Below are 19,957 nucleotides of genomic sequence, written 5' to 3' on the forward strand. Positions count from 1 at the left end.
CCTGGCCCGGCAGCCTGCCGTCCAGGGGGCCGTCCCGTGTGCCACCCCGTGCTCAGCCGCGCGACTCCAGGATCACCGCGACGCACACGATCATGGCGAGGGTGACGAGGACCATCGCGATGAGCGTGCCGCGCAGCCAGCGCCGGATCCGCACCTGGTGCTGTGCCTCGACCACGTGGATGCGGTCCGCGATGTGATCGGTGACCATGCGGGCGACGTACTCCTGCTCGTCGAGGTACCACTGCTCGATGTCGCGCCGCTGCTCCGGCGTCAGCCCCTCGGTCCGGGCGGTGAACCCCGCCACCCGCCGACGTGCCGCTCCCACATGGGCCTCCCGGTACAGGAAGCCCTCGATGTCGCTCAGGCCGCGGGCGGCCTCCTCACGTGCGTCCATGGCGTACCCCCGATGGAAACGTGAACTCCGCATGATCATGAATATCGCCGACTTCCTGCCCTGTACTTACCCCCGCCGACGGAATGAACTCAGTCGTAGAACGTTGAACCAAGCATGAAGAAGATCGGGTTTCTGTCCTTCGGGCACTGGACGCCCTCGCCGCACTCGCAGACGCGGACCGCCGCCGACTCCCTCCTCCAGGCGATCGACCTGGCGGTGGCGGCGGAGGAGCTGGGAGCCGACGGCGCGTACTTCCGCGTCCACCACTTCGCCCGGCAGCACGCCTCGCCGTTTCCGCTGCTCGCGGCCATCGGCGCACGCACCAGCCGGATCGAGATCGGTACCGGTGTCATCGACATGCGCTACGAGAACCCCATGTACATGGCCGAGGACGCGGGCGCCGCGGACCTGATCTCGGGCGGGCGTCTCCAGCTCGGGATCAGCCGGGGCTCACCGGAGCAGGTCATCGACGGCTGGCGGCACTTCGGCTACCGGCCCCCGCAGGACGGGTCCGACGCCGACATGGCCCGTGCGCACACCGAGGTGCTCCTCGAGATGCTCACCGGGAAAGGGTTCGCGCAGCCCAACCCCAACCCGATGTTCGCCAACCCGCCGGGGCTGCTGCGCCTCGAACCGCACTCCGAGGGGCTGCGGAAGCGTATCTGGTGGGGGGCCGGCTCCGACGCGACGGCGGTGTGGGCGGCGGAGCTCGGCATGAACCTGCAGAGCTCGACGCTCAAGTTCGACGAGAGCGGCGAGCCGCTGCACGTCCAGCAGCGCAAGCAGATCGAGGCCTACCGCGAGGCCTGGCGCGCCGCGGGCCACGAGCGCGAGCCCAGGGTGTCGGTCAGCCGCAGCGTCTTCGCGCTCGTCGACGACCGGGACCGTGCCTACTTCGGCCGGGAACGCGACTCCAAGGACCACATCGGTCATATCGACGGAGACAACCGCGCCGTCTTCGGCCGCACGTACGCCGCCGAACCCGACGTCCTCGTCAAGCAACTCGCCGAGGACGAGGCCGTCGCGGCGGCCGACACCCTGCTGCTCACCGTCCCGAACCAGCTCGGCGTCGACTACAACGCCCATGTCCTCGAGAGCATCCTCACGCACGTGGCCCCGGAGCTCGGCTGGCGCTGACATCCCGCCGGAGCCCGGGAAACGGTCGGACCTCGCGTGACCGCGCCTGGTCCGGCCGTCTCGTCGCCCCGGTCACGGCAGGACCGTCGGGCCTCCGTCTGCCGAGCGGCCCCGGTTCGGCGGCGGTGCCGTCGAGGCGCGGACGACGAGTTCGACCGGCGGCTCACTCGCCGGTGCCGGTTCCGCGTCCGGTTTCTCGATGGCCTGGAGGAGCAGTCGCAGCCCGTCGCGGGCCACGGCGTCGAACGGCTGCCGCACGGTGGTCAGCGGGGGTGTGACGTAGGCGGAGACGGGGATGTCGTCGAAGCCGACGACACTCACGTCCTCCGGTACGCGCAGGCCGGCTTCCGTCAGTGCGCGGATCAGGCCGATGGCCATGTCGTCGTTGGCGGCGAAGACCGCGGTGACGTCACTGGAGAAGGCGAGTTCGCGGCCGGCCGCGTAGCCGGAGGCTGCCGACCAGTCGCCGGTGAGGACGGGCGGGTGGGCGATGCCGCGTGCCGTCAGTGCCGCTTCCCAGCCCGCGCGGCGGTCCCTGGCGGCGAACCAGCGGTGTGGGCCCGCGAGGTGATGGACCGTCACATGCCCGAGGTCCAGCAGATGTTCGGTGGCGGCCCTGGCCAGCGAGTCCGCGCCGGCCCCCGCCGCCACCGTCCGGGGGCCGCCGAACTGCAGGGGCGCGCCCAGCACGAGGACCGGGACGTCCACGCTCAGCGAGACCGGTCCCTCGTCGATCGGCTCGGACACGACGATGCCGTCCACTCCCTGCTCCAGCAGCGACTCGACGGCTCCGGCGACCCCGCCCGGGTCGCCCTCCAGCGTGTTGACCACCCGGAGCGCGTAGCCCGCGTCCCGGGCGGCCCGCTCGATGCCGATGACCAGCGAGGCGGGTCCGTACAGCGCTGTCCCGAGCGCGACGACGCCGATGGAGCGGGTGCGGCCCGAGGCGAGCGTCCGGGCCGCACTGTTGAGCCGGTAGCCGAGTTCCTCGGCGGCTTCCAGGACCCGCCGGCGGACCTCGGCGGACACGTACTGCTCCGAGTTGAAGACCCGGGAGACGGTCTTCTGCGAGACCCCGGCGAGCCGGGCCACGTCCATACCGGTCGGCGTGGCGGGACCACCGCCCCGCGCTGCTCCTCGCACCATCGCGTCTCCCCGTGTCCGGCAGCCGATATTAGCCGGTCACCCGCCTGACTACGCCGTCATGACGGTGCTCACGGGCTCGGCCGACGCCCGCCGCTCAGTCGCCGTCCGGGAACTCGCCCGCGAACGCGGCGGCCATGCGCAGCCACGGCTCCGCCTCCTTCGCGCGGCCCTGGCGTTGCAGGGTGCGCCCGAGCATCAGGTGAGCGTAGTGCTCCACCGGGTCCCGCTCGACGATCACCCGCAACTGTTCCTCGGCACGGCGCAGTTGGGCGGAGTGGTAGTAGGCGCGGGCGAGCAGCAGGCGCGGCCCGGTCTGTTCCGGCGCCTCCTCGACCACGGCCGCGAGCAGCGGTGCCGCGCCGATGTAGTCCCGGGCCTCGAACAGCAGCCGGGCCCGCTCCCAGCGTTCCGTCGTGGTCTCCTCGTGCGGCACGCCGGCGCCGTTGTCGAACAGGTGCAGGGCGCTGGCCCACCGGTCCGGCGCCACTCCGTCGGAGGCGAGGTACCCGTGGAATTCGTCCGTCATCGTGTTCCTCCGTTCCCGGTTGACGCCGCCACCCGCCATGACGTTGACGCATCAACTATGCCTCCGCAACGCCATCTCACCGGCGGCTATTCCACGGGGCGCGGGCCGGTGCCGCCGTCAGCCGCGCGGAGGGTTGCGCCGCGGGGTGATGACCGCGTTCGGCAGGGCCGGTGCGGGCAGCCGGCCACCCGGGAAGCCCTCGATGACACCGAAACGGTCGGAGGAGGCCTCCCAGGCCTCGCGGGCCTTGACGATGTCGTCGTGGCTGCGGCCGATGAAGTTCCACCACATGACGATCTCCTCCTCGAAGGGAGGGCCGCCGAGCAGCACGGTGCGCGCCGGGGCGTCCGACTCGTTGGCCAGGGTCAGGTTGCCGGCGCCGCGGGGGACGTAGCCGAGTTCGGCCGGGCGCAGCAGGGTGTCGGCCAGCCGGACGTCGCCGCTGTCCACGAGGAGGCCGTGCTCGAAGGCGGGGTCCACGGAGAAGGTGACCTCCCCGCGGGCTTCGACGGTGATCTCCGCGCCGAGCAGGGGGGTGAACGACCGCACCGGGGAGGTGCTGCCGGCGAGCGAGCCCAAGAAGACCCTCACCTCGGCCCCGTCGACCCGCACGGGTTCCGGAACATGGTGCTGGAAGTCCCGGTCGGCGTTACGATGCCGCTCGGGCAGCGCCACCCACAGTTGCACGCCGTGCAGCACGGTGGTGTCCGGGGTGGAGACCTCCGAGTGGGCGATGCCGTGTCCGCCGGTCATCAGGTTCATCTCGCCGGGCCGCACCAGCGCGTGCGTGCCGAGCGTGTCGCGGTGCTCGATCTCCCCACGGAACAGCCAGCTCACGGTCTGCAGTCCGGTGTGCGGGTGCGGGGGCACGTTCATGCCGCCGGTGGCGGCGACCTCGCCGGGACCGTAGTGGTCGGCGAAGCACCAGGCCCCGATCAGCGTCCGCGCCCGCTGCGGCAGCGTCCGCCGCACCCGCATGGCCCGTGGACCGCCCAACGGCACCTCCCGCGCCGACAGTACCTCCACCCGCGCACCTTCGGCCGACCGGCTCTCCTCCACGGCCGTTCCGCACCGCAGCTCCGCCGGTTCGGTTTCCACGTTGCTCACCGGGACCGCCTCCCATCCACACTGGTTGTCACATCAACTATGATCCCATGAAGGCTGGCCGGTGGCCGTGGCATCCGGCTGACCACACCTGACATGCGGGCCACGACGAACGGCCCGGAGGAGGCCCGCAGTGAACGACCGCACCACCGGCTCGGCACCCCGTCGGATCTTCATCGACAAGCAGAGCCCCAAGGCCTACCACGCGCTGGTGCAGACCTCGGAGGCGGTACGCGCGACGGCGGCCGACGCCGGACTCGACCGCACCACGGTGGAACTGCTCAACCTGCGGGTTTCCCAGCTGAACGGCTGCGCCTACTGCCTCGACGTCCACACCAAGGCGGCCCTGCGCGCGGGTGAGTCGCCGCGCAGACTCGGGGTCCTGGCGGCATGGCGGGACACCGAGATGTTCACCGGCACGGAGCGCGCCGCACTGGCGCTGGCCGAGGCGACGACCGACCCGACGAACGCCGACGCCCAGGAGTCCGCGTACGAGGCGGCCCGGCAGGTGCTCACCGAGGACCAGATCTCGGCCGTGATCTGGGTGGCGGTCACGATCAACGCGTTCAACCGCGTCTCGATCCTGAGCAGACATCCCGTGCCGCCGCTGCGCGAGAACTAGGACGCGTCCTCGTCGAGTCTTTCCATGAGGCGCTCGGAGATCCGGGCAAGCGTGCGCAGCTCCGCCGGCGTGACGTGGTCGATGAACAGCTCGCGCACCGCCTCTGCATGGCGGGGCGCGGCGGCCTCGATCATCGCGCGCCCGGCGTCCGTGATCACGACGAACGCGCCGCGCCCGTCCTCGGGGCACTCGTCCCGCACCACCAGGCCGCGGCTGACCATCCGGGCGACATGATGGGACACCCGGCTCTTCTCCCACTCCAGCGCCCGGGCGAGGTCGAGGATCCGCCGACGGCCCTCCGGCGCGTCAGCCAGCTCGGCCAGCACGGCGAAGTCCGATGCCGAGACATGGGACTCCGCCTGCAGCAGACGGGACAGCCTGCCCCGGAGCCGGTCGTGCAGACGGAGGAAGCTCCGCCACGCCCGCTGCTCCTCCGGCGTCAGCCGGCGCACCGTCTCGTCCATACGGAGAGTGTAGGGGTGGTTGACACCTCACCCACTTTCCGGCGAGGGCTCAGGCGAGCCTGATGTCCGGGCGGTACAAGTCCAGCCACTGGGACAGGTCGAGGGCGCGTTCCAGGCCGCGCCGTTCAGCCTGGTTGGTGACCGGTGTGTCGCGGTGGGCGACGCGGTGCAGCCGGTCGCGGTCGACCAGGTCGAAGACCGGGTGGGAGGGCCGGGTCAGCAGGTCCTGGGCCTGGTCCTGGAGCGCGGCCGCGTACTTCGGGTCCTGGGTGGAGGGGTAGGGGCTCTTGACCCGGTCGTACACCGACTTCGGGAGCAGGTCGGCGGTCGCCTCCCGCAGCAGGCTCTTCTCCCTGCCGTCGAAGGACTTCAGCGCCCAGGGCGCGTTGTAGACGTACTCGACCAGCCGGTGGTCGCAGAACGGGACGCGGACCTCGAGGCCGACGGCCATGCTCGCGCGGTCCTTGCGGTCGAGCAGGACGCGGACGAAACGGGTGAGGTGCAGGTGGCTCATCCTCCGCATCCGGTACTCGAAGTCGCTCTCGCCGTCGAGCCGTTGGACGCCGGCGATGGCGGTGCGGTAGCCGTCGGCGACGTATCCGTCCAGGTCGAGGGAGTCGAGGAGGTCGGCACGCAGCACCTCCGCGTCCTGGCCGAAGTGGCGGCCGAGGTGCACCAGCCAGGGGAAGGTCGTGCCGCGGCGGGCCTCCTCGTCGAAGAACTGCAGGTACCCGCCGAAGACCTCGTCGGCGGACTCGCCGGACAGGGCGACGGTCGACTGGTCCCGGATGGCCCGGAACAGCAGGTACAGCGAGGCGTCCATGTCGCCGAGCCCGGCGGGCAGGTCACGGGCCCGGATCACCTTGGCCCGCACATCGGGGTCGGCGAGTGCCCGCGCGTCGAGCACGATGTCCTGGTGCTCGGTGTGCGAGGTGCGGGCCACGTCGTGGACGAACGGGGTGTCGGGGGTGCCGCGCAGTTCGTCGGCGACGAAGTTGTCGCTCTGCCCGACGAAGTCGACGGCGAAGCTGCGTACCTTCTCCCCGTGTTCGCCGAGTTGGCGTGCGGCGATCGCGGTCATCGCGGAGGAGTCGAGGCCGCCGGAGAGCAGAGTGCAGCGGGGCACGTCGGCGACGAGCTGGCGGCGCACGATGTCGTCGAGGAGGGAGCGGACCGTGGCGATGGTGGTGTCGCGGTCGTCGGTGTGCGGCCGGGTCTCCAACTCCCAGTAGGCGCGGCGGTGCACGCCGGTGCGGTCGACGGTGACGACGGTGCCGGGTTCGACCTCCGCCATGCCGTCCCAGACGGCGTGCCCGGGTGTCTTGATCATGGTGAACAGCTCGCGCAGGCCGTCCGCCGTGACGCGGGCGGGCGCCAGGGGGTTGGCGAGGATGGCCTTGGGTTCGGAGCCGAACAGCACGCCGTCGGGGGTCGGGTGGTAGTAGAAGGGCTTGATGCCCATACGGTCGCGGATCATCACCAGCTTGTCCTGGCGGCCGTCCCAGACGGCGAACGCGTACATGCCGTTGAGGCGTTCGGCGATCTCCTCGCCCCACTCCAGGTAGCCGCGCAGGACCACCTCGGTGTCCGAGTCGGTGGTGAACCGGTGTCCGCGGCCCGCGAGTTCACGGCGCAGTTCGGTGAAGTTGTACGTCTCCCCGGAGTACACGAGGGCCACGCTGCCGTGCGGGGTGTCGGCGCTCATCGGCTGCCGGCCGCCCGGCAGGTCGATGATCGCGAGCCGACGGTGCCCGAGGGCCGCCGGACCCTGCACCCAGGTGCCGCGGTCGTCCGGGCCGCGGCACGCCATCGTCTCGGTCATCGTATCCAACACGGCCGCCTCGGTTCGGAGGTCGCGGTCGAAGGAAATCCAGCCGGTGATGCCGCACATGCGGTGGCCTCCCGCTCGAGGTCTGCCCGCTCGCCCCTCCTGCCTGCGGTTTCCCGCAGCCGGCGAGGCTCCACGGACAAACAAGATGTAATTGCCATACATCTTCGAGAGTGCGCCCCACTTCCGGGCCGGTCAACGTGGCCGTAACACGAGAGGGTTGACCACCACCCCTTTTCAGCCTCTCTTTGCACACGCGAAACCTGTCGAGACCCGTCCCACCGGGCCCGCCCCACCGACTCTCGGCCACAGGCAAAAACTTCCCCACCTCGCCAGGTCACGTCACCAACGCGTCGCCCAGGGCCGTTCGTTCATAGAGCACGAAGTGACCCTGACGGCGGGAGCCGAGCAGCCCCGTGTCGCGCAGTGCCGTCAGATGGGCCGACACCGTGGACGGTGCGAGGCCGTGCCGGTCGGCGAGTTCCGTGGTCGCGGCGGGAACCGTCAGGTCCAGCAGCAGCGCGGCACGTTGCCGGCCCAGGAGGCGGGCGAGGGCGGCGGGCGGGGGTGATACCGGGGCCGTGTGGAAGCGGCCCATGCCGACGGCGGGATAGATGATCGTCGGCTGCCACGGACGCGCGAAACCACTGACGACGTCCGGCCAGACGAAGACGCTCGGCATGAGCAGAATGCCGCGCCCGTCGGCCCGTTGGGCGTCGGCGAGGTCGGCGTAGGCGCGCAGGGTCAGCGTGTGGTCGGCCCAGTCGACGCCGGGATGCAGGTCGCCGAGGAGGGCGTCGAGGCCGCCGTCGGCCGCCTGGCGCGAGCGGTGGGCGATGTCGGCGGCGAGGACCGCACGGTGGCGGGCCCAGTCCGGGGCGATCAGGGCATGCCAGGCCCGCTCGGTGAGGTCGGCCAGGCGGCGGACGGTTCCGGCGGGGTCGTCGAGCGCGGTGCGGCCCTGCGGCGACTCGGCGAGGCCCGGAACGCAGGCGAGCGACCGGGCCATCTCCACGCGGGCCAGGTCGGGGTCCGTGGCCCGCATCCGGGCCAGTTCGTCCTCGATGCAGGGGTACGGCTCGTCCGGAGGCGCGCCGAGGAAGTCGGGGGTGTAGCCGGCGGCCCGCGGAACGAACAGCCACAGGAGGGACAGGTCCAGGGCCGCCAGGGTGCGGTCCATGCGGCGCAGCCAGGTGCGGTGGTAGCCGTGCCGGGCCGGTCGGCGCAGCATGCGCAGGGCCTCATGGGTCTGGCACAGGGGCGAGATCGCGAACCGGCAGCGCGTCAGGTCGTCGGTGCCCAGGTGCAGGGTCAGCGGCACGTCGGCCTCCGTGAGCGGTCCCGATTCGGTCTGGAGCGAAACAGTAGAGGCCCTCCCCCGGCCGCAGCACGCTTGCCCCGGCCGTTCCCGGCCGTTTCCCGACCTCCTGGAGGCCTCGCGATGGGCAGCGCAGGTTCGGCAGCGTGGCGCAGGGGCGCCGTCCTCGCGGCGCTGATGCTGGCCGCGTTCACCTTCAACACCGCGGAGAACCTTCCCGTGGGTCTGCTGCCTCTCATGGCGGACGACCTGGGGGTGTCCCCGACCGCGGTGGGGGCGCTGGTCACCGGGTACGGCCTGACCGTCGCCGTGGTGTCGCTGCCGGTCGCCCATGGCACGCGTTCCGTGCCGCGCCGGTATCTGCTCGCCGTCCTGCTGGGTGTTCTGGCGGTGGCCAGTTGGGTGTCGGCGCTGGGGACCGTCTCGTACGGGCCGCTACTGGCGGCGCGGGTGGCGACCGCGCTCGCGCAGGCGTTGTTCTGGGCGGTGATGGGACCGGTGGCGGTAGGGCTGTTCGGGCCTCGGCGGCGCGGGCGGGTCATCGGGCTGCTGTCCATGGGCGGTTCGCTGGCCACGGTCCTCGGGGTGCCGGCCGGCACCTGGCTGGGTGGCCACGGGGGCTGGCGGGCGCCGTTCGCGGTGCTCGGGGTGCCGGCATCGGTGTCGCTGGTCGTCATCGCCGTCCTGCTGCCGACGTCACGCCCGCAAGAGAGCCCCGCGGCGTACGGAGCCGCCCCGGACCGGCGCCGGTTCCTGGTCGTCCTCGCCACCACCGCCCTGTCGGTGACCGGCGCGTTCGCGGGGTTCACCTACGTCGCCCCCTTCCTGGAGCAGGTCAGCGGCTTCGGCGCGGGCACGGTCAGCGCGGTGTTGTTCGCGTTCGGCGCGGCCGTGCTGGCCGGCGTCACGGCGACCGGGCCGCTCCTGGACCGGTTCCCGCGCGCCACGCTGGCCGTCCCCGTGGCGGCGCAGGCGGCCGCCCTGATCGGCCTCTCCGCGGGCGGTGCCGATCAGGTGACGGCCGTCGCCCTGCTCATGCTGCTGGGCGCGTCGGTGGGACCCGTGTCCATGGCGACGCAGAGCCAGGTCCTGCGGGTGGCTCCGAGACGTACCGAGACGGCCCTGGCGGCCAACTCGGCCGCGTTCAACGCGGGAGTGGCCGCCGGGGCCCTCGTCGGTGGCGGGCTGTTGCCGGTCGTCGGAGTCCGCGGCACCTTCCTCGCCGGCGGACTGCTCACCCTGGGCGCCCTCGTGGTGCTGACCTCGCCGCGCCGCGGAGTGGCACTCGCGACCGAACGACCCGTGGGCACGACCGAGGCGTGATGTGCGTCCTGATGGGAGCGGTACGGCACTTACGCCCCCTCTCGGAGGTCTATCGTGTCCCGCATGTCCCTTCCCGAACTGATCCGTATCGTCTCCCGTGACTCGCCGATGGCGCTGGCCCAGGTGGCGCGCGTCCGTGCCGAGTTGGCGGTCCTGCACCCCGGTGTGCGCACCGAGGTCGTACCGGTGCGGACGACCGGCGACAAGTGGATGGGCGTGCTGTCGCAGGTGGAGGGGAAGGGGGCGTTCACCAAGGAGGTGGACGCCGCGCTGCTGGCGGGCGAGGCGGATCTGGCGGTGCACTGCCTCAAGGACGTGCCCGCCGACCGGCCGCTGCCGGCCGGGACGACGTTCGCGGCGTTCCTGAGGCGCGACGACATCCGTGACGCGCTGGTGCATCCGGACGGTCTGACGCTGGACGAGTTGCCGGACGGCACGCGGATCGGCACCTCCGCGGTGCGCCGGGCCGCCCAACTCTCCGCCAGCCACCCGCACCTGGAGTGCGTGCCCTTCCGGGGCAACGCCAACCGGCGGCTGGCGAAGCTGGCGGCGGGCGAGGCGGACGCACTGCTGCTGGCGGTGTCGGGGCTGGAGCGCATCGGGCGGCAGGACGTGATCAGCGAGATCCTCTCGCCCGAGACGATGATGCCGTCCATCGGTGCGGGCATCCTCGCCCTGCAGTGCCGGGAGGGTGACAGCGAACTCATCGACGCGGTCAGCGCTCTGGGCGATCCGGACACCCACCGGGAGGCCACCGCCGAGCGGATGTTCCTGCACGTCCTGCAGGGGCACTGCAACAGCCCGATCGCCGGGTACGCGCGCGTGGACCACGGTGGCGAACTGTCGCTGCGAGCCTGTGTGTTCACCCCGGACGGGAAGACCCGTCTGAACGCCCACGAGTGGGCCGGCCGGCTCGACCCGGCGACGCTCGGCACGTCGGTGGCGGTGACCCTGCTGCGTCAGGGTGCCCGGGAGATCATCGACGGGATCCCGCACTGACGGTGGGGGCGCCGCTCAGGCGGTGCCTTCCTCGGCCTGGTCGCGCAGGAAGTTGCTCACCTGGCGGGCCAGGCCCTCGCGCACCGTGGCGGGGGCGCCGACGGGCTCCTCGTGCAGCCCGGTGCCGCCCACCCACAGCCGACGGTCGGCCCAGTCGTCGTCGACGCGCAGCTGGATCTGGACGTCGACCTGGCTCAGGCAGTCCTCGGGGCCGGCCGCGTACAGCACGGCGGTGGCCCGGCGCAGCGGGTAGACGTCGAAGCCCTCGATGAACTGCGAGTTGCGCCAGTCGATGAAGGCGGCCTCGCCGTCGGGGCCGATCCGTACGTCGATCTGGCCGTCCTCGAGGTGGATCGTGGCGGACTGCTCGCCGCGGTTCTCGACGGTCACGCGGAGGCGGAAGTACGTCAGCCCGGCGGCCGCGTCGTCCCGTCCGCGCGGGGGCTCGGCCGCTTCCAGACGGTGGACGCGGACACGCAGGCCGGCATGCTCGTCGTACTCCTGCCAGTCCCCGACCACGTTGGGCTCGTACACAGTCCACCTCTCGACCTCAGAGAGCTGCTTCCTATCTGTGTGCTCAGTGCACTGTCAAATGAGCGGAATGCGCTGTGGCCAGCCACTTCACCCCCTTTGATCACTGATCAAGCCGTGCGCAGGAACAATCGCGGAAACCGGCCGTTCGCCCTGTCGCGCGCGCGTGCCGCACATCACGTTCCGCGGGGTGTGATCAGCGGGCCAGTCGGCCGAGCAGCGAGGAGGCCGCGGCGATGCCGAGCGCGGCGGCCACGAGCAGCACCCCGAAGTCGAGCGCCACGTGCGCGTGGACGCCGATGAGCAGGCCGCGCAGGGCGTCCACTTCGTAGCTGAGCGGGTTGACCTTGCTGACCGCCTGGAGCCAGCCCGGCATGACGGAGACCGGGTAGAGGGCGTTGGAGCCGAAGAACAGCGGCATGGTGATGGCCTGTCCGATCCCCATGAGGCGGTCGCGGCTGAGGACGATGCCGGCGATGGTCATGGACAGGCAGGAGAAGAAGGCGGATCCGAGGGTCACGATCGCCGCCACGGCGAGCAGCTTCAGCGGGTTCCAGGTCAGTGCCACGCCCAGCAGCGCGGCGATGATCACGACGACGACCGCCTGGATCACCGACTTCACCCCGGCGGCGAACGCCTTCCCGGTGATCAGCGCCGAGCGCGGGGTCGGGGTGACCAGCAGCTTGTTGAGGACGCCCGCGTCGCGTTCCCAGATGATCTGGATGCCGTAGAAGATCGCGATGAACATGGCCGACTGGGCGATGATGCCGGGTGCCAGGTAGTCGATGTAGGGGATGCCGCCGGTGGGTATCGCCCTTATCCGGGTGAAGGTCTGGCCGAAGATCAGCAGCCACAGGGCGGGCTGGACGGCGCGGGTGTACAGCTCGGTGCGGTCGTGGCGCAGTTTCTGCAGTTCGACGGCGCACATGGCCCCCACCCGGGCGGGCAGCAGCCGCCAGCCCGCGCGCGGCCGAGGTGGCCGCAGGAGCAGGTCGATGCCGCCGGCGTGGGCGGGGTCAGCCGACGCGGTTCGCCGTGCGGCGGGTGCTTCGGACATCGCGGAAATCTCCTGACTCGTCGTCGAGACCGCTGCCGGCGACGTCGCGGAAGACGTCCTCCAGGGTCGGCAGGGTGTCCGTTCCCCGGCTGTCGGCGAGGCCCTGCCGCAGTTCGGCGGGGGTGCCGAGGGCCCGGAGGCGGCCGCGGTGCATCAGGGCGACCCGGTCGCAGTACTGGTCGGCCTCGTCCATGTAGTGGGTGGTCACCAGGACGGTCATGCCGGTGGCCTCGCGCACGGCGTTGATGTGGTCCCACACGCCGGTGCGGGCGATGGGGTCGAGGCCGATGGTCGGCTCGTCGAGGATCAGCAGCCGGGGTGCGCTGACCAGGGCCTGGGCGAGTTCTAGGCGGCGGATCATGCCGCCGGAGTAGGTCTTGGCGAGCCGTTCGGCGGCGTCGGTGAGGTCCACGGCGGCCAGCGCCTGGCCGACCCGCTCGGCCCGTTCGCGGCGGGGGACGTCGAAGACGCGGGCGAACAGTTCGACGTTCTCGCGTCCGGTGAGGCCGGCGTCGGCGGACAGCTGCTGCGGTACGTAGCCCAGCAGGCGCCGTACGGCCATGCGGTCCTGGGCGGCGTCGTGGCCGAAGACGCGGACCATGCCGGCGGGGACGGGCAGCAGGGTGGTGACGCAGCGGATGGCGGTGGTCTTGCCGGCGCCGTTGGGGCCGAGCAGGCCGAAGACCTCGCCCTCGCCCACGCTCAGGTCCAGCCCGTCGACCGCGTTGGTCTCGCCGAAGGCGTAGGCGAGGCCGGTGCAGGTGATCGCCTCGGCCCGTCCGGTGTCCGCGTCCCGCGTCATGACTCCTCGGCCTCCTCGTGCAGGTTTTCGGCCAGCGCGCGCAGGGCCGGAAGGGCGGCGCGCAGTCGTTCCCGGTCCGCCTCGTCGAGGGCGGACAGTGCGCCGCGTACGAGTTCCGCGCGGCGTTTGCGCCATTCGGCGATGCGCGCCTCGGCCGCGGCGGTGGGCATCAGCCGGGCGGCGCGGCGGTCGGCGGGGTCGGTCTCGCGGACCAGATAGCCCTGTCGGGACAGCTGGTTGACCAGGGTCGAGACGGAATTGCCCGCCAGGTGCAGGTCCTTGGCGGCATCCGAGATGCCGATGCCGGGCCGGTGCACCACCAGGCGCAGCAGTTCGACCTCGGCGCCGCGCAGTTGGGGCGCGATCTGCCGGCGCAGCCGACGCTTGAGCCTGCGCTGGACGCCGAGGAGGGCGTCCATCAGTTCGTCCGGGAAGGTCTCCGATTCCACATCGGGAAGATTACCTCTGTAGCAGAGGTAATCAACCCCAAGGAAGAGTCAAGCAGAGGATTGTCCGATTTGTTTTGAATGGGGTGATGCCGGGCATCTGCATGAAGTGCTTCGGACAGGAGGCACGTCCGTGGGAGCCGGTCGGGCCCCGGATGCCGTCCGCAGGTCCGTACCCGCGCCTCCCACGGTGTCTGTCCACCCGGCACCGCCCGAGGGAGGTGCGCGCGATGCGCGGCACCACCGGTAGAACGCCCCATCCGCACGACGACGCCCCCGACACGGCCGACGCCTTCGAGCGGCTGGCCCGGCTGCCCGACGGTCCCGAGCGCAAGGCGCTGCGGGACGAGCTCGTCCGCATCTGGCTGCCCATGGCCGAGCGGATCGCCGTCCGGTTCAAGGGGCGGGGCGAGGCCCTGGAGGACCTCTACCAGGTCGCGGCACTCGGCCTGGTCAAGGCGGTCGACCACTACGACCCCTCCCGCGGCCACGCCTTCGAGGCGTACGCGGTCCCCACCGTCACCGGCGAGATCAAGCGCCACTTCCGCGACCACATGTGGACCTTGCATGTCCCGCGCCGCGTCCAGGACCTGCGCAACCGCGTCCGGCAGGCCGCCAAGGAACTGTCCCAGACCACGCCGGGGCGGGCACCGACGGTCGCCGAGATCGCCGAGTGGGCGCACCTGAACGAGAGCGAGGTGCGCGCCGGGATGGAGGCACTGGAGTGCTTCTCCACGCTGTCCCTGGACGCCGAGATGCCCGGCACCGACGGCTACTCCCTCGCGGACGCGATCGGCGGGCCCGATCCCGGGTACGACGTCGTCGTGGACCGGGTGGCGGCGAGCCCGTGCCTCCAGGCGCTGCCGGAGCGCGAGCGGACCATCCTCTACCTGCGGTTCTTCCGGGGCATGACACAGAGCTGCATCGCCGAGCAGCTCGGCATCTCCCAGATGCACGTCTCCCGGCTGCTCAGCGGCTGCTTCGCCCAGCTGAGGGAGGAACTCCTCCCCCAGCTGAGGGAGGAACTCCTCACCCGCACCGGCTGAAGCCATGCGGGTCCCCGGCGCGTCACCCCTGGGGCGGGGCACCGGGGATCTGTGTGGGGCCGTAACGGTCCAGGGCCTCTTCCAGCCGGCCCCGGATCTCCGCCGGCATCGTGCCGCTGCGACCCCAGATGAGGATCAGCTCCGCGACGTTGCGCAGCTTGATGTTGGTGTGCTGGGAGACGTCCTTCAGGACCTCCCATCCCTCGTCGGGCGACACCCGGCCCAGCGCGACGACCATGCCGATCGCCTGGTCCACCACCGCGTGGGACGCGACGGCCTCCTTGAGCTGGTCGACCTGCTCCTCCAGCTCGAAGATCCGCCGGGTCTGGGCGGCCTGCTCGTGCTGCTCTGATCCCACGCATCCATCGTCGCACCGGTCGCGTCAGGCGCCAGCGGGCGGACGCGACCACCGTTTCGGCCGTGCGGCCGGGGTACTCGGCAGGCGCACCGAGCGGTTCCGGTTGGACACTGGTGGCAGACCGGTGGCTGCCGGCGGACGAGACCCAGGACACGAGTGCCATGAACGACCACACGACACGCCGCGGCGGTACGACCAACGTCGTCTCCACCCACTCCGTGTTCGGGGCCCCCTGCTGGGTGAGCCTGACCAGCCGCGACCTCGACGCCACGGAGGAGTTCTACGGGGCCGTGCTGGGCTGGAGGTGGCGTTCGGCCACCCTCGGCGACCGGTTCCGGATGGCGATGGTGGAGGGGACGCCGGTAGCCGGGATCGCCGGCGTCGCCACCATGTGGCAGATGGCGGTGGCGTGGACGCCGTACTTCGCCGTGCGGAGCGCGGACGAGGCGGTGGCGCGCGCGCAGGAGCGCGGCGGCACGACCGCGGTCGGGCCGATCTCCTTCCCGCCGGGCCGCGCGGCACTGCTCGCCGACCGGGACGGGGCGACCTTCGGGATCTGGGAGGGCGAGCTGGTCTCCGACTGGGACAAGTGGCGGCACGCCGCGCCCACCTTCATCCGGCTGCACACCCGCGACGCCTTCGACGCCGCCATCTTCTACGGCGAGGTGCTGGACTGGGCCACCGAGCGGCCCGGGGGCTGCGAGGTGCACTACGAGGGCGGCGAGGTGGTGCTGCGCAGCCAGGGCGACATCGTCGCGCGGATCGAGTCCGGGGCGCTCGGGGCGGCGCCCGATCCGACCATCCGGCCGCACTGGCAGATCCACTTCGCGGTCGAGGACGTCGCCGCGTGCGTGCGTGCCGCGGAGCTGCACGGCGGGAGCGTGCTGTCGAAGGGGAGCGACGAGGCGGTGCTGCGGGACGCCGACGGGGCCCAGTTCACGATCACTTCGCGGCGCGAGCGGTAGGTCGCGACAGCAGCACCAGGCTCCGCGGCTCCAGAAGCATCCGTGCACCGGCCTTGTGCTCCGTCTCGTCGGGCGGCCCCTGGGCGACGGCGGTGTCGACGAGAGTGGTCCACCGCTCGCCGTACGCGGCGCCCGGCAGGTGGAACTCCACCGGCTCCCAGTAGCTGTTGAACAGGAAGAGGAAGGAGTCGTCCACGACCCGGCGCCCGCACGAGTCGTGTTCGGCGATGGCGTCGCCGTTGAGGAACGCGGCGACGGAATGGGCGTCCGCCCGCTGCCAGTCCTCCTCCGTCATCTCCTGTCCGCCCGGCGCGAACCACACCAGGTCCGGAAGGGGCCGGCGGGCGTGCGTGAGGGTCTCGCCATGGAAGAAGCGGCGCCGGCGCAGGACCGGATGGGCGGTGCGCAGGGCGATGACGTGGCGCGTGAAGTCGGCGAGGTCCCGCTGCTCCTCGGTCAACCGCCAGTTGACCCAGGAGACTTCGTTGTCCTGGCAGTAGGCGTTGTTGTTGCCGCCCTGGGTGCGCCCCAGTTCGTCACCGTGACACAGCATCGGGATGCCCTGCGACAGCAGCAGCGTTGCCAGGAAGTTGCGCTGCTGGCGGGCGCGCAGCTCCAGCACGGCCGGGTCGTCGCTCTCGCCCTCCACCCCGCAGTTCCAGGACCGGTTGACGCTCTCGCCGTCCTGGTTGTGCTCGCCGTTGGCCTCGTTGTGCTTGTCGTTGTACGACACCAGGTCGCGCAGCGTGAACCCGTCGTGCGCGGTGACGAAGTTGACGCTCGCCCGGGGGCGCCGCCGGCTGTGCTGGTACAGATCGGCGGAGCCGGTCAGGCGGGAGGCGAACTCGCCCAGCGAGTGTTCCTCCCCGCGCCAGAAGTCCCGTACGGCGTCGCGGTAGAGGCCGTTCCACTCCGACCACAGCGGCGGGAAGTTGCCCACCTGGTAACCGCCCTCCCCCACGTCCCAGGGCTCAGCGATCAGCTTGACGCGGCTGATCACCGGGTCCTGCTGGATCAGGTCGAAGAACGCCGAGAGCCGGTCCACCTCGTGGAACTGCCGTGCCAGGGTGGCCGCGAGGTCGAAGCGGAACCCGTCGACGTGCATCTCGGTGACCCAGTACCGCAGCGAGTCCATGATCAGCTGGAGTACGTAGGGGTGACGCATCAGCAGGCTGTTGCCGGTGCCGGTGGTGTCGTAGTAGTGCTTCCAGTCGCCGTCCACCAGACGGTAGTAGGAGGCGTTGTCGATGCCGCGGAAGGAGAGGGTGGGACCCTTCTCGTTGCCCTCGGCGGTGTGGTTGTAGACGACGTCGAGGATGACCTCGAGGCCGGCCGCGTGCAGGGCCCTGACCATCGACTTGAACTCGGTGACCTGCTGGCCGCGGGTGCCGTGGGCGGCGTAGGCGTTGTGCGGGGCGAAGAAGCCGATCGTGTTGTAGCCCCAGTAGTTGGACAGGCCCTTGTCCCGCAGCACCCCGTCCTGCACGTACTGGTGCACCGGCATCAGCTCGACGGCGGTGACCCCGAGCGTGGTCAGGTGCTCGATCACCGCCGGGTGGGCGAGGCCGGCGTAGGTGCCGCGCAGGTCCTCGGGGACGTCGGGATGGGTGCGGGTCAGGCCGCGGACGTGGGCCTCGTAGATGACGCTCTCGGCGTACGGCCGTCCCGGCGGCCGGTCGTCACCCCAGTCGAAGGCCGGGTCGGTCACCACGCCGAGCATGGTGTGCCCGGCGCTGTCGGCGCGGGAGCGGCCGTGCGGTGCGCGCTCGAAGAGCGAGGCGTGGTTGTCCACCTGCCCGTCGACCGCCATGGTGTACGGGTCGAGCAGCAGCTTCGCCGGGTTGCACCGGTGGCCGAGCTCCGGGTGCCAGGGGCCGTGCACCCGGTAGCCGTAGCGCTGTCCTGGTCCGACGTCCGGCAGGTAGCAGTGCCAGACGAAGCCGTCGACCTCGGTCACCGGGACGGTGCTCTCCACGCCCTGGTCGTCGACGAGGACGAGTTCGACACGTTCGGCGACCTCGCTGAAGAGGGCGAAGTTGGTGCCCTTGCCGTCGAAGGCGGCGCCCAACGGGTAGGGGTGCCCGCTCCACACGGGCACCCCTGCCTTGCGGCGGCGTCTCGCGGTCACCGGGCGTCCTCCAGGACACCGATGCCGCTGGTCGGCCCGGCGAGGACCGCCGCCGGCACCTCGCGCGGGACCTTCAGCACCTCGCGCAGGCTCGGCGCCGGCGCCAGCGGCACCAGCGGCACGCGCTCGCCGGCCCTGGCCCGCTGCGAGAACCAGATGACCTTGCTTCCGGTGTCCGTGGCACAGCAGCCCCAGCCGTCGCTCATCGCGGCGATGCGCTGCAAGCAGGACCGCAGGTCCTGGTCCGGGCGCAGTTCGCAGTCGTTCTCCCCGATGGCGGTGATCAGGTGCTGGCCGTTCCACCACATCTCGATCGACGTGTTCTTGTCCGTCGCGTGCTCGTCGATGGCCTTCAGCAGCAGCTCGGCGCCGCGGCAGACGGGGTCGACCAGCGTCTCGAGGTCCCAGAGCCGTAGGTGAGCGGCCAGGATGCGCCTGACCTGTCCGACCCGCTCCGGACTGACTTCCACGTCGAGGTGGTAGTAGCAGGGCACTGCGGTCTTCATCTTCGTTGGCTCCTCACCGGCGAAGCTCCCGCTCCTCCTCGGCCCTGGCGGGACGAGGCCCCGAACGCGAAGCGTGAGCACTGATCGCTCCTGAGTCACCTCAAGCGTGGGAGTGCTACGCCATTCGTGCAACACGAGCGGGCGCCCGGGTGACAAGCGCGACAGGTTGAATTTCCAACAAGACGCTGCGTGGTCGCACATGCACCATGTGTCACAGACCTCGATGCCCGTAACGGATCCGTGCGCGTCCACGCACGGCCGCCGCCCGACGGTCGGGAAACGCGCGATCGAGCCCCGGAAGGTGAACGGCGTCATGCTGCTACCGGCCAAAGCCGAAGTGGCCCGGCAACTGCGGCGGTACCGGGCTTGGGAACGCGTCATGCTCGCGTCCCCCGCCGACCGCGCGGTGCGCGCCACTTTCGAGGACTCGGGGTACACGCTGTGCGTGCTGATGGGCAAGCGGTGCGCCCGCGAGGCGGCGGACGCCGCCGAGCGCTATCTGCACTCCAGCCTGGTCGCCTATCTCGAGGAGCAGGACGACCGCCCCCGTTCGGACGTGGCGGGCCGGCGCGCTCCGCCCGCCGGGGTGGGCGGTTCTTTCGCGGGGAGGTGACCCTTCCGGCGCAGCTTGTCAGCCCCGGCCGGGCCACGCGCCCGGCCTCGAGCACGACGGAGGTGACACCCATGAGTTCGATCCCGGCCATCGGCCGTATCCCGGTGCGCGACGTCCATCCGGTCGTCGAGTGCGGCAGGCGTCCCGCGAAAGCGGTCGCCGGCGAGACGTTCCAGGTCACCGCGACCGTCTTCCGCGAGGGCCATGACGCGGTCGCCGCCAACGTCGTCCTCACCGACCCCGAGGGCACGCACGGTCCCTGGACGCCGATGCATGAACTGGCCCCCGGCTCCGACCGCTGGGGCGCCGAGGTCACGCCGACCGTCGAGGGCCGCTGGACGTTCCGGGTGGAGGCGTGGGGCGACCCGGTCGCGAGCTGGCGTCACCGTGCCCGCATCAAGGTCCCGGCCGGCATCGACGCCGGCCTGGTCCTGGAGGAGGGCTCCGAGTTGTACGACCGGGTGGCCGCCGGAGTCCCCGAGGGCGCGGGGCGCGCGACGATCCTGCTGGCCGCCGAGACGCTGCGCGACGACTCACTGCCGGTCGCGACCCGTCTGGCGGCGGCGTTGACGCCGGAGGTGGACGCGGTCCTGGCCCGGCACCCGCTGCGGGAACTGGTCACCGCCTCCGAGACCCTGCCCCTG

Annotated in this window: 22 protein-coding genes; 8 read left to right on the forward strand and 14 right to left on the reverse strand. The window is 71.5% G+C overall.

Annotated features, from left to right (window positions below; all coding sequences use genetic code 11):
• Positions 1 to 52: 52 nt before the first annotated feature.
• Positions 53 to 394, reverse strand: coding sequence for a hypothetical protein (locus ACIRVK_RS37240; protein WP_404255159.1), 342 nt, complete (start codon positions 392 to 394; stop codon positions 53 to 55).
• 114 nt (positions 395 to 508) lie between these two features.
• Here ACIRVK_RS37240 and ACIRVK_RS37245 point away from each other — a divergent pair, with 114 nt between their 5' ends.
• Entirely contained in the window at positions 509 to 1,531 is a 1,023-nt protein-coding gene (locus ACIRVK_RS37245) for an LLM class flavin-dependent oxidoreductase (RefSeq protein ID WP_404255161.1), read from the forward strand.
• A 72-nt stretch (positions 1,532 to 1,603) separates the two neighbouring features.
• Here the strand turns inward: ACIRVK_RS37245 and ACIRVK_RS37250 are convergent, their stop codons facing one another.
• The 3 genes from ACIRVK_RS37250 to ACIRVK_RS37260 all read right to left on the reverse strand — a co-directional run bounded on the left by ACIRVK_RS37250 (position 1,604) and on the right by ACIRVK_RS37260 (position 4,310).
• Positions 1,604 to 2,677, reverse strand: coding sequence for a LacI family DNA-binding transcriptional regulator (locus ACIRVK_RS37250; RefSeq protein ID WP_404255163.1), 1,074 nt, complete (start codon positions 2,675 to 2,677; stop codon positions 1,604 to 1,606).
• Between the two features lie 94 nt (positions 2,678 to 2,771).
• The gene (locus ACIRVK_RS37255; RefSeq protein ID WP_404255165.1) at positions 2,772 to 3,203 is read right to left on the reverse strand and encodes a tetratricopeptide repeat protein; all 432 of its coding nucleotides are present in this window, start codon (positions 3,201 to 3,203) and stop codon (positions 2,772 to 2,774) included.
• Positions 3,204 to 3,320: 117 nt separating this feature from the next.
• The gene (locus tag ACIRVK_RS37260) at positions 3,321 to 4,310 is read right to left on the reverse strand and encodes a pirin family protein (protein ID WP_404255167.1); all 990 of its coding nucleotides are present in this window, start codon (positions 4,308 to 4,310) and stop codon (positions 3,321 to 3,323) included.
• Between the two features lie 130 nt (positions 4,311 to 4,440).
• Between ACIRVK_RS37260 and ACIRVK_RS37265 the strand changes: the two genes are divergently transcribed.
• Positions 4,441 to 4,929, forward strand: coding sequence for a carboxymuconolactone decarboxylase family protein (locus ACIRVK_RS37265; RefSeq protein ID WP_404255169.1), 489 nt, complete (start codon positions 4,441 to 4,443; stop codon positions 4,927 to 4,929).
• On the opposite strand, the gene ACIRVK_RS37270 is transcribed toward ACIRVK_RS37265, so the two are convergent.
• From ACIRVK_RS37270 to ACIRVK_RS37280, 3 genes are all read right to left on the reverse strand, one after another.
• Complete coding sequence (locus ACIRVK_RS37270) at positions 4,926 to 5,393, reverse strand: MarR family winged helix-turn-helix transcriptional regulator (protein WP_404255171.1); 468 nt, start codon at positions 5,391 to 5,393, stop codon at positions 4,926 to 4,928. The two genes, ACIRVK_RS37265 and ACIRVK_RS37270, sit on opposite strands and share 4 nt — an antisense overlap.
• Before the next feature lie 49 nt (positions 5,394 to 5,442).
• Positions 5,443 to 7,284, reverse strand: coding sequence for an asparagine synthase (glutamine-hydrolyzing) (asnB, locus tag ACIRVK_RS37275; protein WP_404255173.1), 1,842 nt, complete (start codon positions 7,282 to 7,284; stop codon positions 5,443 to 5,445).
• Between the two features lie 274 nt (positions 7,285 to 7,558).
• Positions 7,559 to 8,542 (reverse strand): DUF5937 family protein, encoded by a 984-nt coding sequence (locus ACIRVK_RS37280; protein WP_404255175.1) that lies wholly within the window; start codon positions 8,540 to 8,542, stop codon positions 7,559 to 7,561.
• Between the two features lie 120 nt (positions 8,543 to 8,662).
• Between ACIRVK_RS37280 and ACIRVK_RS37285 the strand changes: the two genes are divergently transcribed.
• Entirely contained in the window at positions 8,663 to 9,862 is a 1,200-nt protein-coding gene (locus tag ACIRVK_RS37285; protein ID WP_404255177.1) for an MFS transporter, read from the forward strand.
• 63 nt (positions 9,863 to 9,925) lie between these two features.
• A complete protein-coding gene (gene hemC, locus ACIRVK_RS37290; protein WP_404255179.1) occupies positions 9,926 to 10,861 on the forward strand; it encodes a hydroxymethylbilane synthase in 936 nt (311 codons plus the stop codon).
• 15 nt (positions 10,862 to 10,876) lie between these two features.
• On the opposite strand, the gene ACIRVK_RS37295 is transcribed toward hemC, so the two are convergent.
• From ACIRVK_RS37295 to ACIRVK_RS37310, 4 genes are all read right to left on the reverse strand, one after another.
• Positions 10,877 to 11,395, reverse strand: coding sequence for a hypothetical protein (locus ACIRVK_RS37295; protein ID WP_404255181.1), 519 nt, complete (start codon positions 11,393 to 11,395; stop codon positions 10,877 to 10,879).
• 193 nt (positions 11,396 to 11,588) lie between these two features.
• Entirely contained in the window at positions 11,589 to 12,449 is an 861-nt protein-coding gene (locus ACIRVK_RS37300; RefSeq protein WP_404255183.1) for an ABC transporter permease, read from the reverse strand.
• On the reverse strand, positions 12,409 to 13,251 hold the full coding sequence (locus ACIRVK_RS37305) for an ABC transporter ATP-binding protein (RefSeq protein WP_404255185.1): 843 nt from the start codon (positions 13,249 to 13,251) through the stop codon (positions 12,409 to 12,411). The genes ACIRVK_RS37300 and ACIRVK_RS37305 overlap by 41 nt, the downstream gene beginning before the upstream one ends.
• Positions 13,248 to 13,700 (reverse strand): MarR family winged helix-turn-helix transcriptional regulator, encoded by a 453-nt coding sequence (locus ACIRVK_RS37310; RefSeq protein WP_404255187.1) that lies wholly within the window; start codon positions 13,698 to 13,700, stop codon positions 13,248 to 13,250. Before ACIRVK_RS37310 ends, ACIRVK_RS37305 begins: the two co-directional genes overlap by 4 nt.
• A 227-nt stretch (positions 13,701 to 13,927) precedes the next feature.
• Here ACIRVK_RS37310 and ACIRVK_RS37315 point away from each other — a divergent pair, with 227 nt between their 5' ends.
• Positions 13,928 to 14,743, forward strand: a complete 816-nt coding sequence (locus ACIRVK_RS37315) for an RNA polymerase sigma factor SigF (RefSeq protein ID WP_404255189.1) — start codon at positions 13,928 to 13,930, stop codon at positions 14,741 to 14,743.
• Positions 14,744 to 14,765: 22 nt separating this feature from the next.
• Here ACIRVK_RS37315 and ACIRVK_RS37320 read toward each other — a convergent pair whose 3' ends face one another.
• Positions 14,766 to 15,101: an ANTAR domain-containing protein gene (locus ACIRVK_RS37320; protein ID WP_404255191.1), complete on the reverse strand. Its 336-nt coding sequence runs from the start codon at positions 15,099 to 15,101 to the stop codon at positions 14,766 to 14,768.
• A gap of 161 nt (positions 15,102 to 15,262) precedes the next feature.
• Between ACIRVK_RS37320 and ACIRVK_RS37325 the strand changes: the two genes are divergently transcribed.
• Positions 15,263 to 16,066, forward strand: coding sequence for a VOC family protein (locus ACIRVK_RS37325; RefSeq protein ID WP_404255193.1), 804 nt, complete (start codon positions 15,263 to 15,265; stop codon positions 16,064 to 16,066).
• On the opposite strand, the gene glgX is transcribed toward ACIRVK_RS37325, so the two are convergent.
• On the reverse strand, positions 16,044 to 18,194 hold the full coding sequence (glgX, locus tag ACIRVK_RS37330; protein ID WP_404255195.1) for a glycogen debranching protein GlgX: 2,151 nt from the start codon (positions 18,192 to 18,194) through the stop codon (positions 16,044 to 16,046). The genes ACIRVK_RS37325 and glgX overlap by 23 nt on opposite strands.
• Positions 18,191 to 18,700 (reverse strand): pep a2, encoded by a 510-nt coding sequence (locus ACIRVK_RS37335; RefSeq protein ID WP_404255197.1) that lies wholly within the window; start codon positions 18,698 to 18,700, stop codon positions 18,191 to 18,193. Before ACIRVK_RS37335 ends, glgX begins: the two co-directional genes overlap by 4 nt.
• 313 nt (positions 18,701 to 19,013) lie before the next feature.
• Here ACIRVK_RS37335 and ACIRVK_RS37340 point away from each other — a divergent pair, with 313 nt between their 5' ends.
• Both ACIRVK_RS37340 and ACIRVK_RS37345 read left to right on the forward strand, forming a co-directional pair.
• Entirely contained in the window at positions 19,014 to 19,313 is a 300-nt protein-coding gene (locus tag ACIRVK_RS37340; protein WP_404255199.1) for a DUF5133 domain-containing protein, read from the forward strand.
• 62 nt (positions 19,314 to 19,375) lie between these two features.
• A partial coding sequence (locus ACIRVK_RS37345; protein ID WP_404255201.1) for a maltotransferase domain-containing protein occupies positions 19,376 to 19,957 on the forward strand: 582 nt, incomplete at its 3' end.

It is taken from the genome of Streptomyces sp. NPDC101152, from assembly GCF_044768275.1.
In the GTDB taxonomy this organism is placed as follows: domain Bacteria; phylum Actinomycetota; class Actinomycetes; order Streptomycetales; family Streptomycetaceae; genus Streptomyces.

Bases quoted from the DNA above. Each gene is read 5' to 3' on its own strand.
- ACIRVK_RS37240 (WP_404255159.1), bottom strand. From the start codon at position 394: ATGGACGCACGTGAGGAGGCCGCCCGCGGCCTGAGCGACATCGAGGGC.
- ACIRVK_RS37245 (WP_404255161.1), top strand. From the start codon at position 509: ATGAAGAAGATCGGGTTTCTGTCCTTCGGGCACTGGACGCCCTCGCCG.
- ACIRVK_RS37250 (WP_404255163.1), bottom strand. From the start codon at position 2,677: ATGGTGCGAGGAGCAGCGCGGGGCGGTGGTCCCGCCACGCCGACCGGT.
- ACIRVK_RS37255 (WP_404255165.1), bottom strand. From the start codon at position 3,203: ATGACGGACGAATTCCACGGGTACCTCGCCTCCGACGGAGTGGCGCCG.
- ACIRVK_RS37270 (WP_404255171.1), bottom strand. From the start codon at position 5,393: ATGGACGAGACGGTGCGCCGGCTGACGCCGGAGGAGCAGCGGGCGTGG.
- asnB (WP_404255173.1), bottom strand. From the start codon at position 7,284: ATGTGCGGCATCACCGGCTGGATTTCCTTCGACCGCGACCTCCGAACC.
- ACIRVK_RS37285 (WP_404255177.1), top strand. From the start codon at position 8,663: ATGGGCAGCGCAGGTTCGGCAGCGTGGCGCAGGGGCGCCGTCCTCGCG.
- hemC (WP_404255179.1), top strand. From the start codon at position 9,926: ATGTCCCTTCCCGAACTGATCCGTATCGTCTCCCGTGACTCGCCGATG.
- ACIRVK_RS37300 (WP_404255183.1), bottom strand. From the start codon at position 12,449: ATGTCCGAAGCACCCGCCGCACGGCGAACCGCGTCGGCTGACCCCGCC.
- ACIRVK_RS37305 (WP_404255185.1), bottom strand. From the start codon at position 13,251: ATGACGCGGGACGCGGACACCGGACGGGCCGAGGCGATCACCTGCACC.
- ACIRVK_RS37315 (WP_404255189.1), top strand. From the start codon at position 13,928: ATGCGCGGCACCACCGGTAGAACGCCCCATCCGCACGACGACGCCCCC.
- ACIRVK_RS37325 (WP_404255193.1), top strand. From the start codon at position 15,263: ATGAACGACCACACGACACGCCGCGGCGGTACGACCAACGTCGTCTCC.
- ACIRVK_RS37335 (WP_404255197.1), bottom strand. From the start codon at position 18,700: ATGAAGACCGCAGTGCCCTGCTACTACCACCTCGACGTGGAAGTCAGT.
- ACIRVK_RS37340 (WP_404255199.1), top strand. From the start codon at position 19,014: ATGCTGCTACCGGCCAAAGCCGAAGTGGCCCGGCAACTGCGGCGGTAC.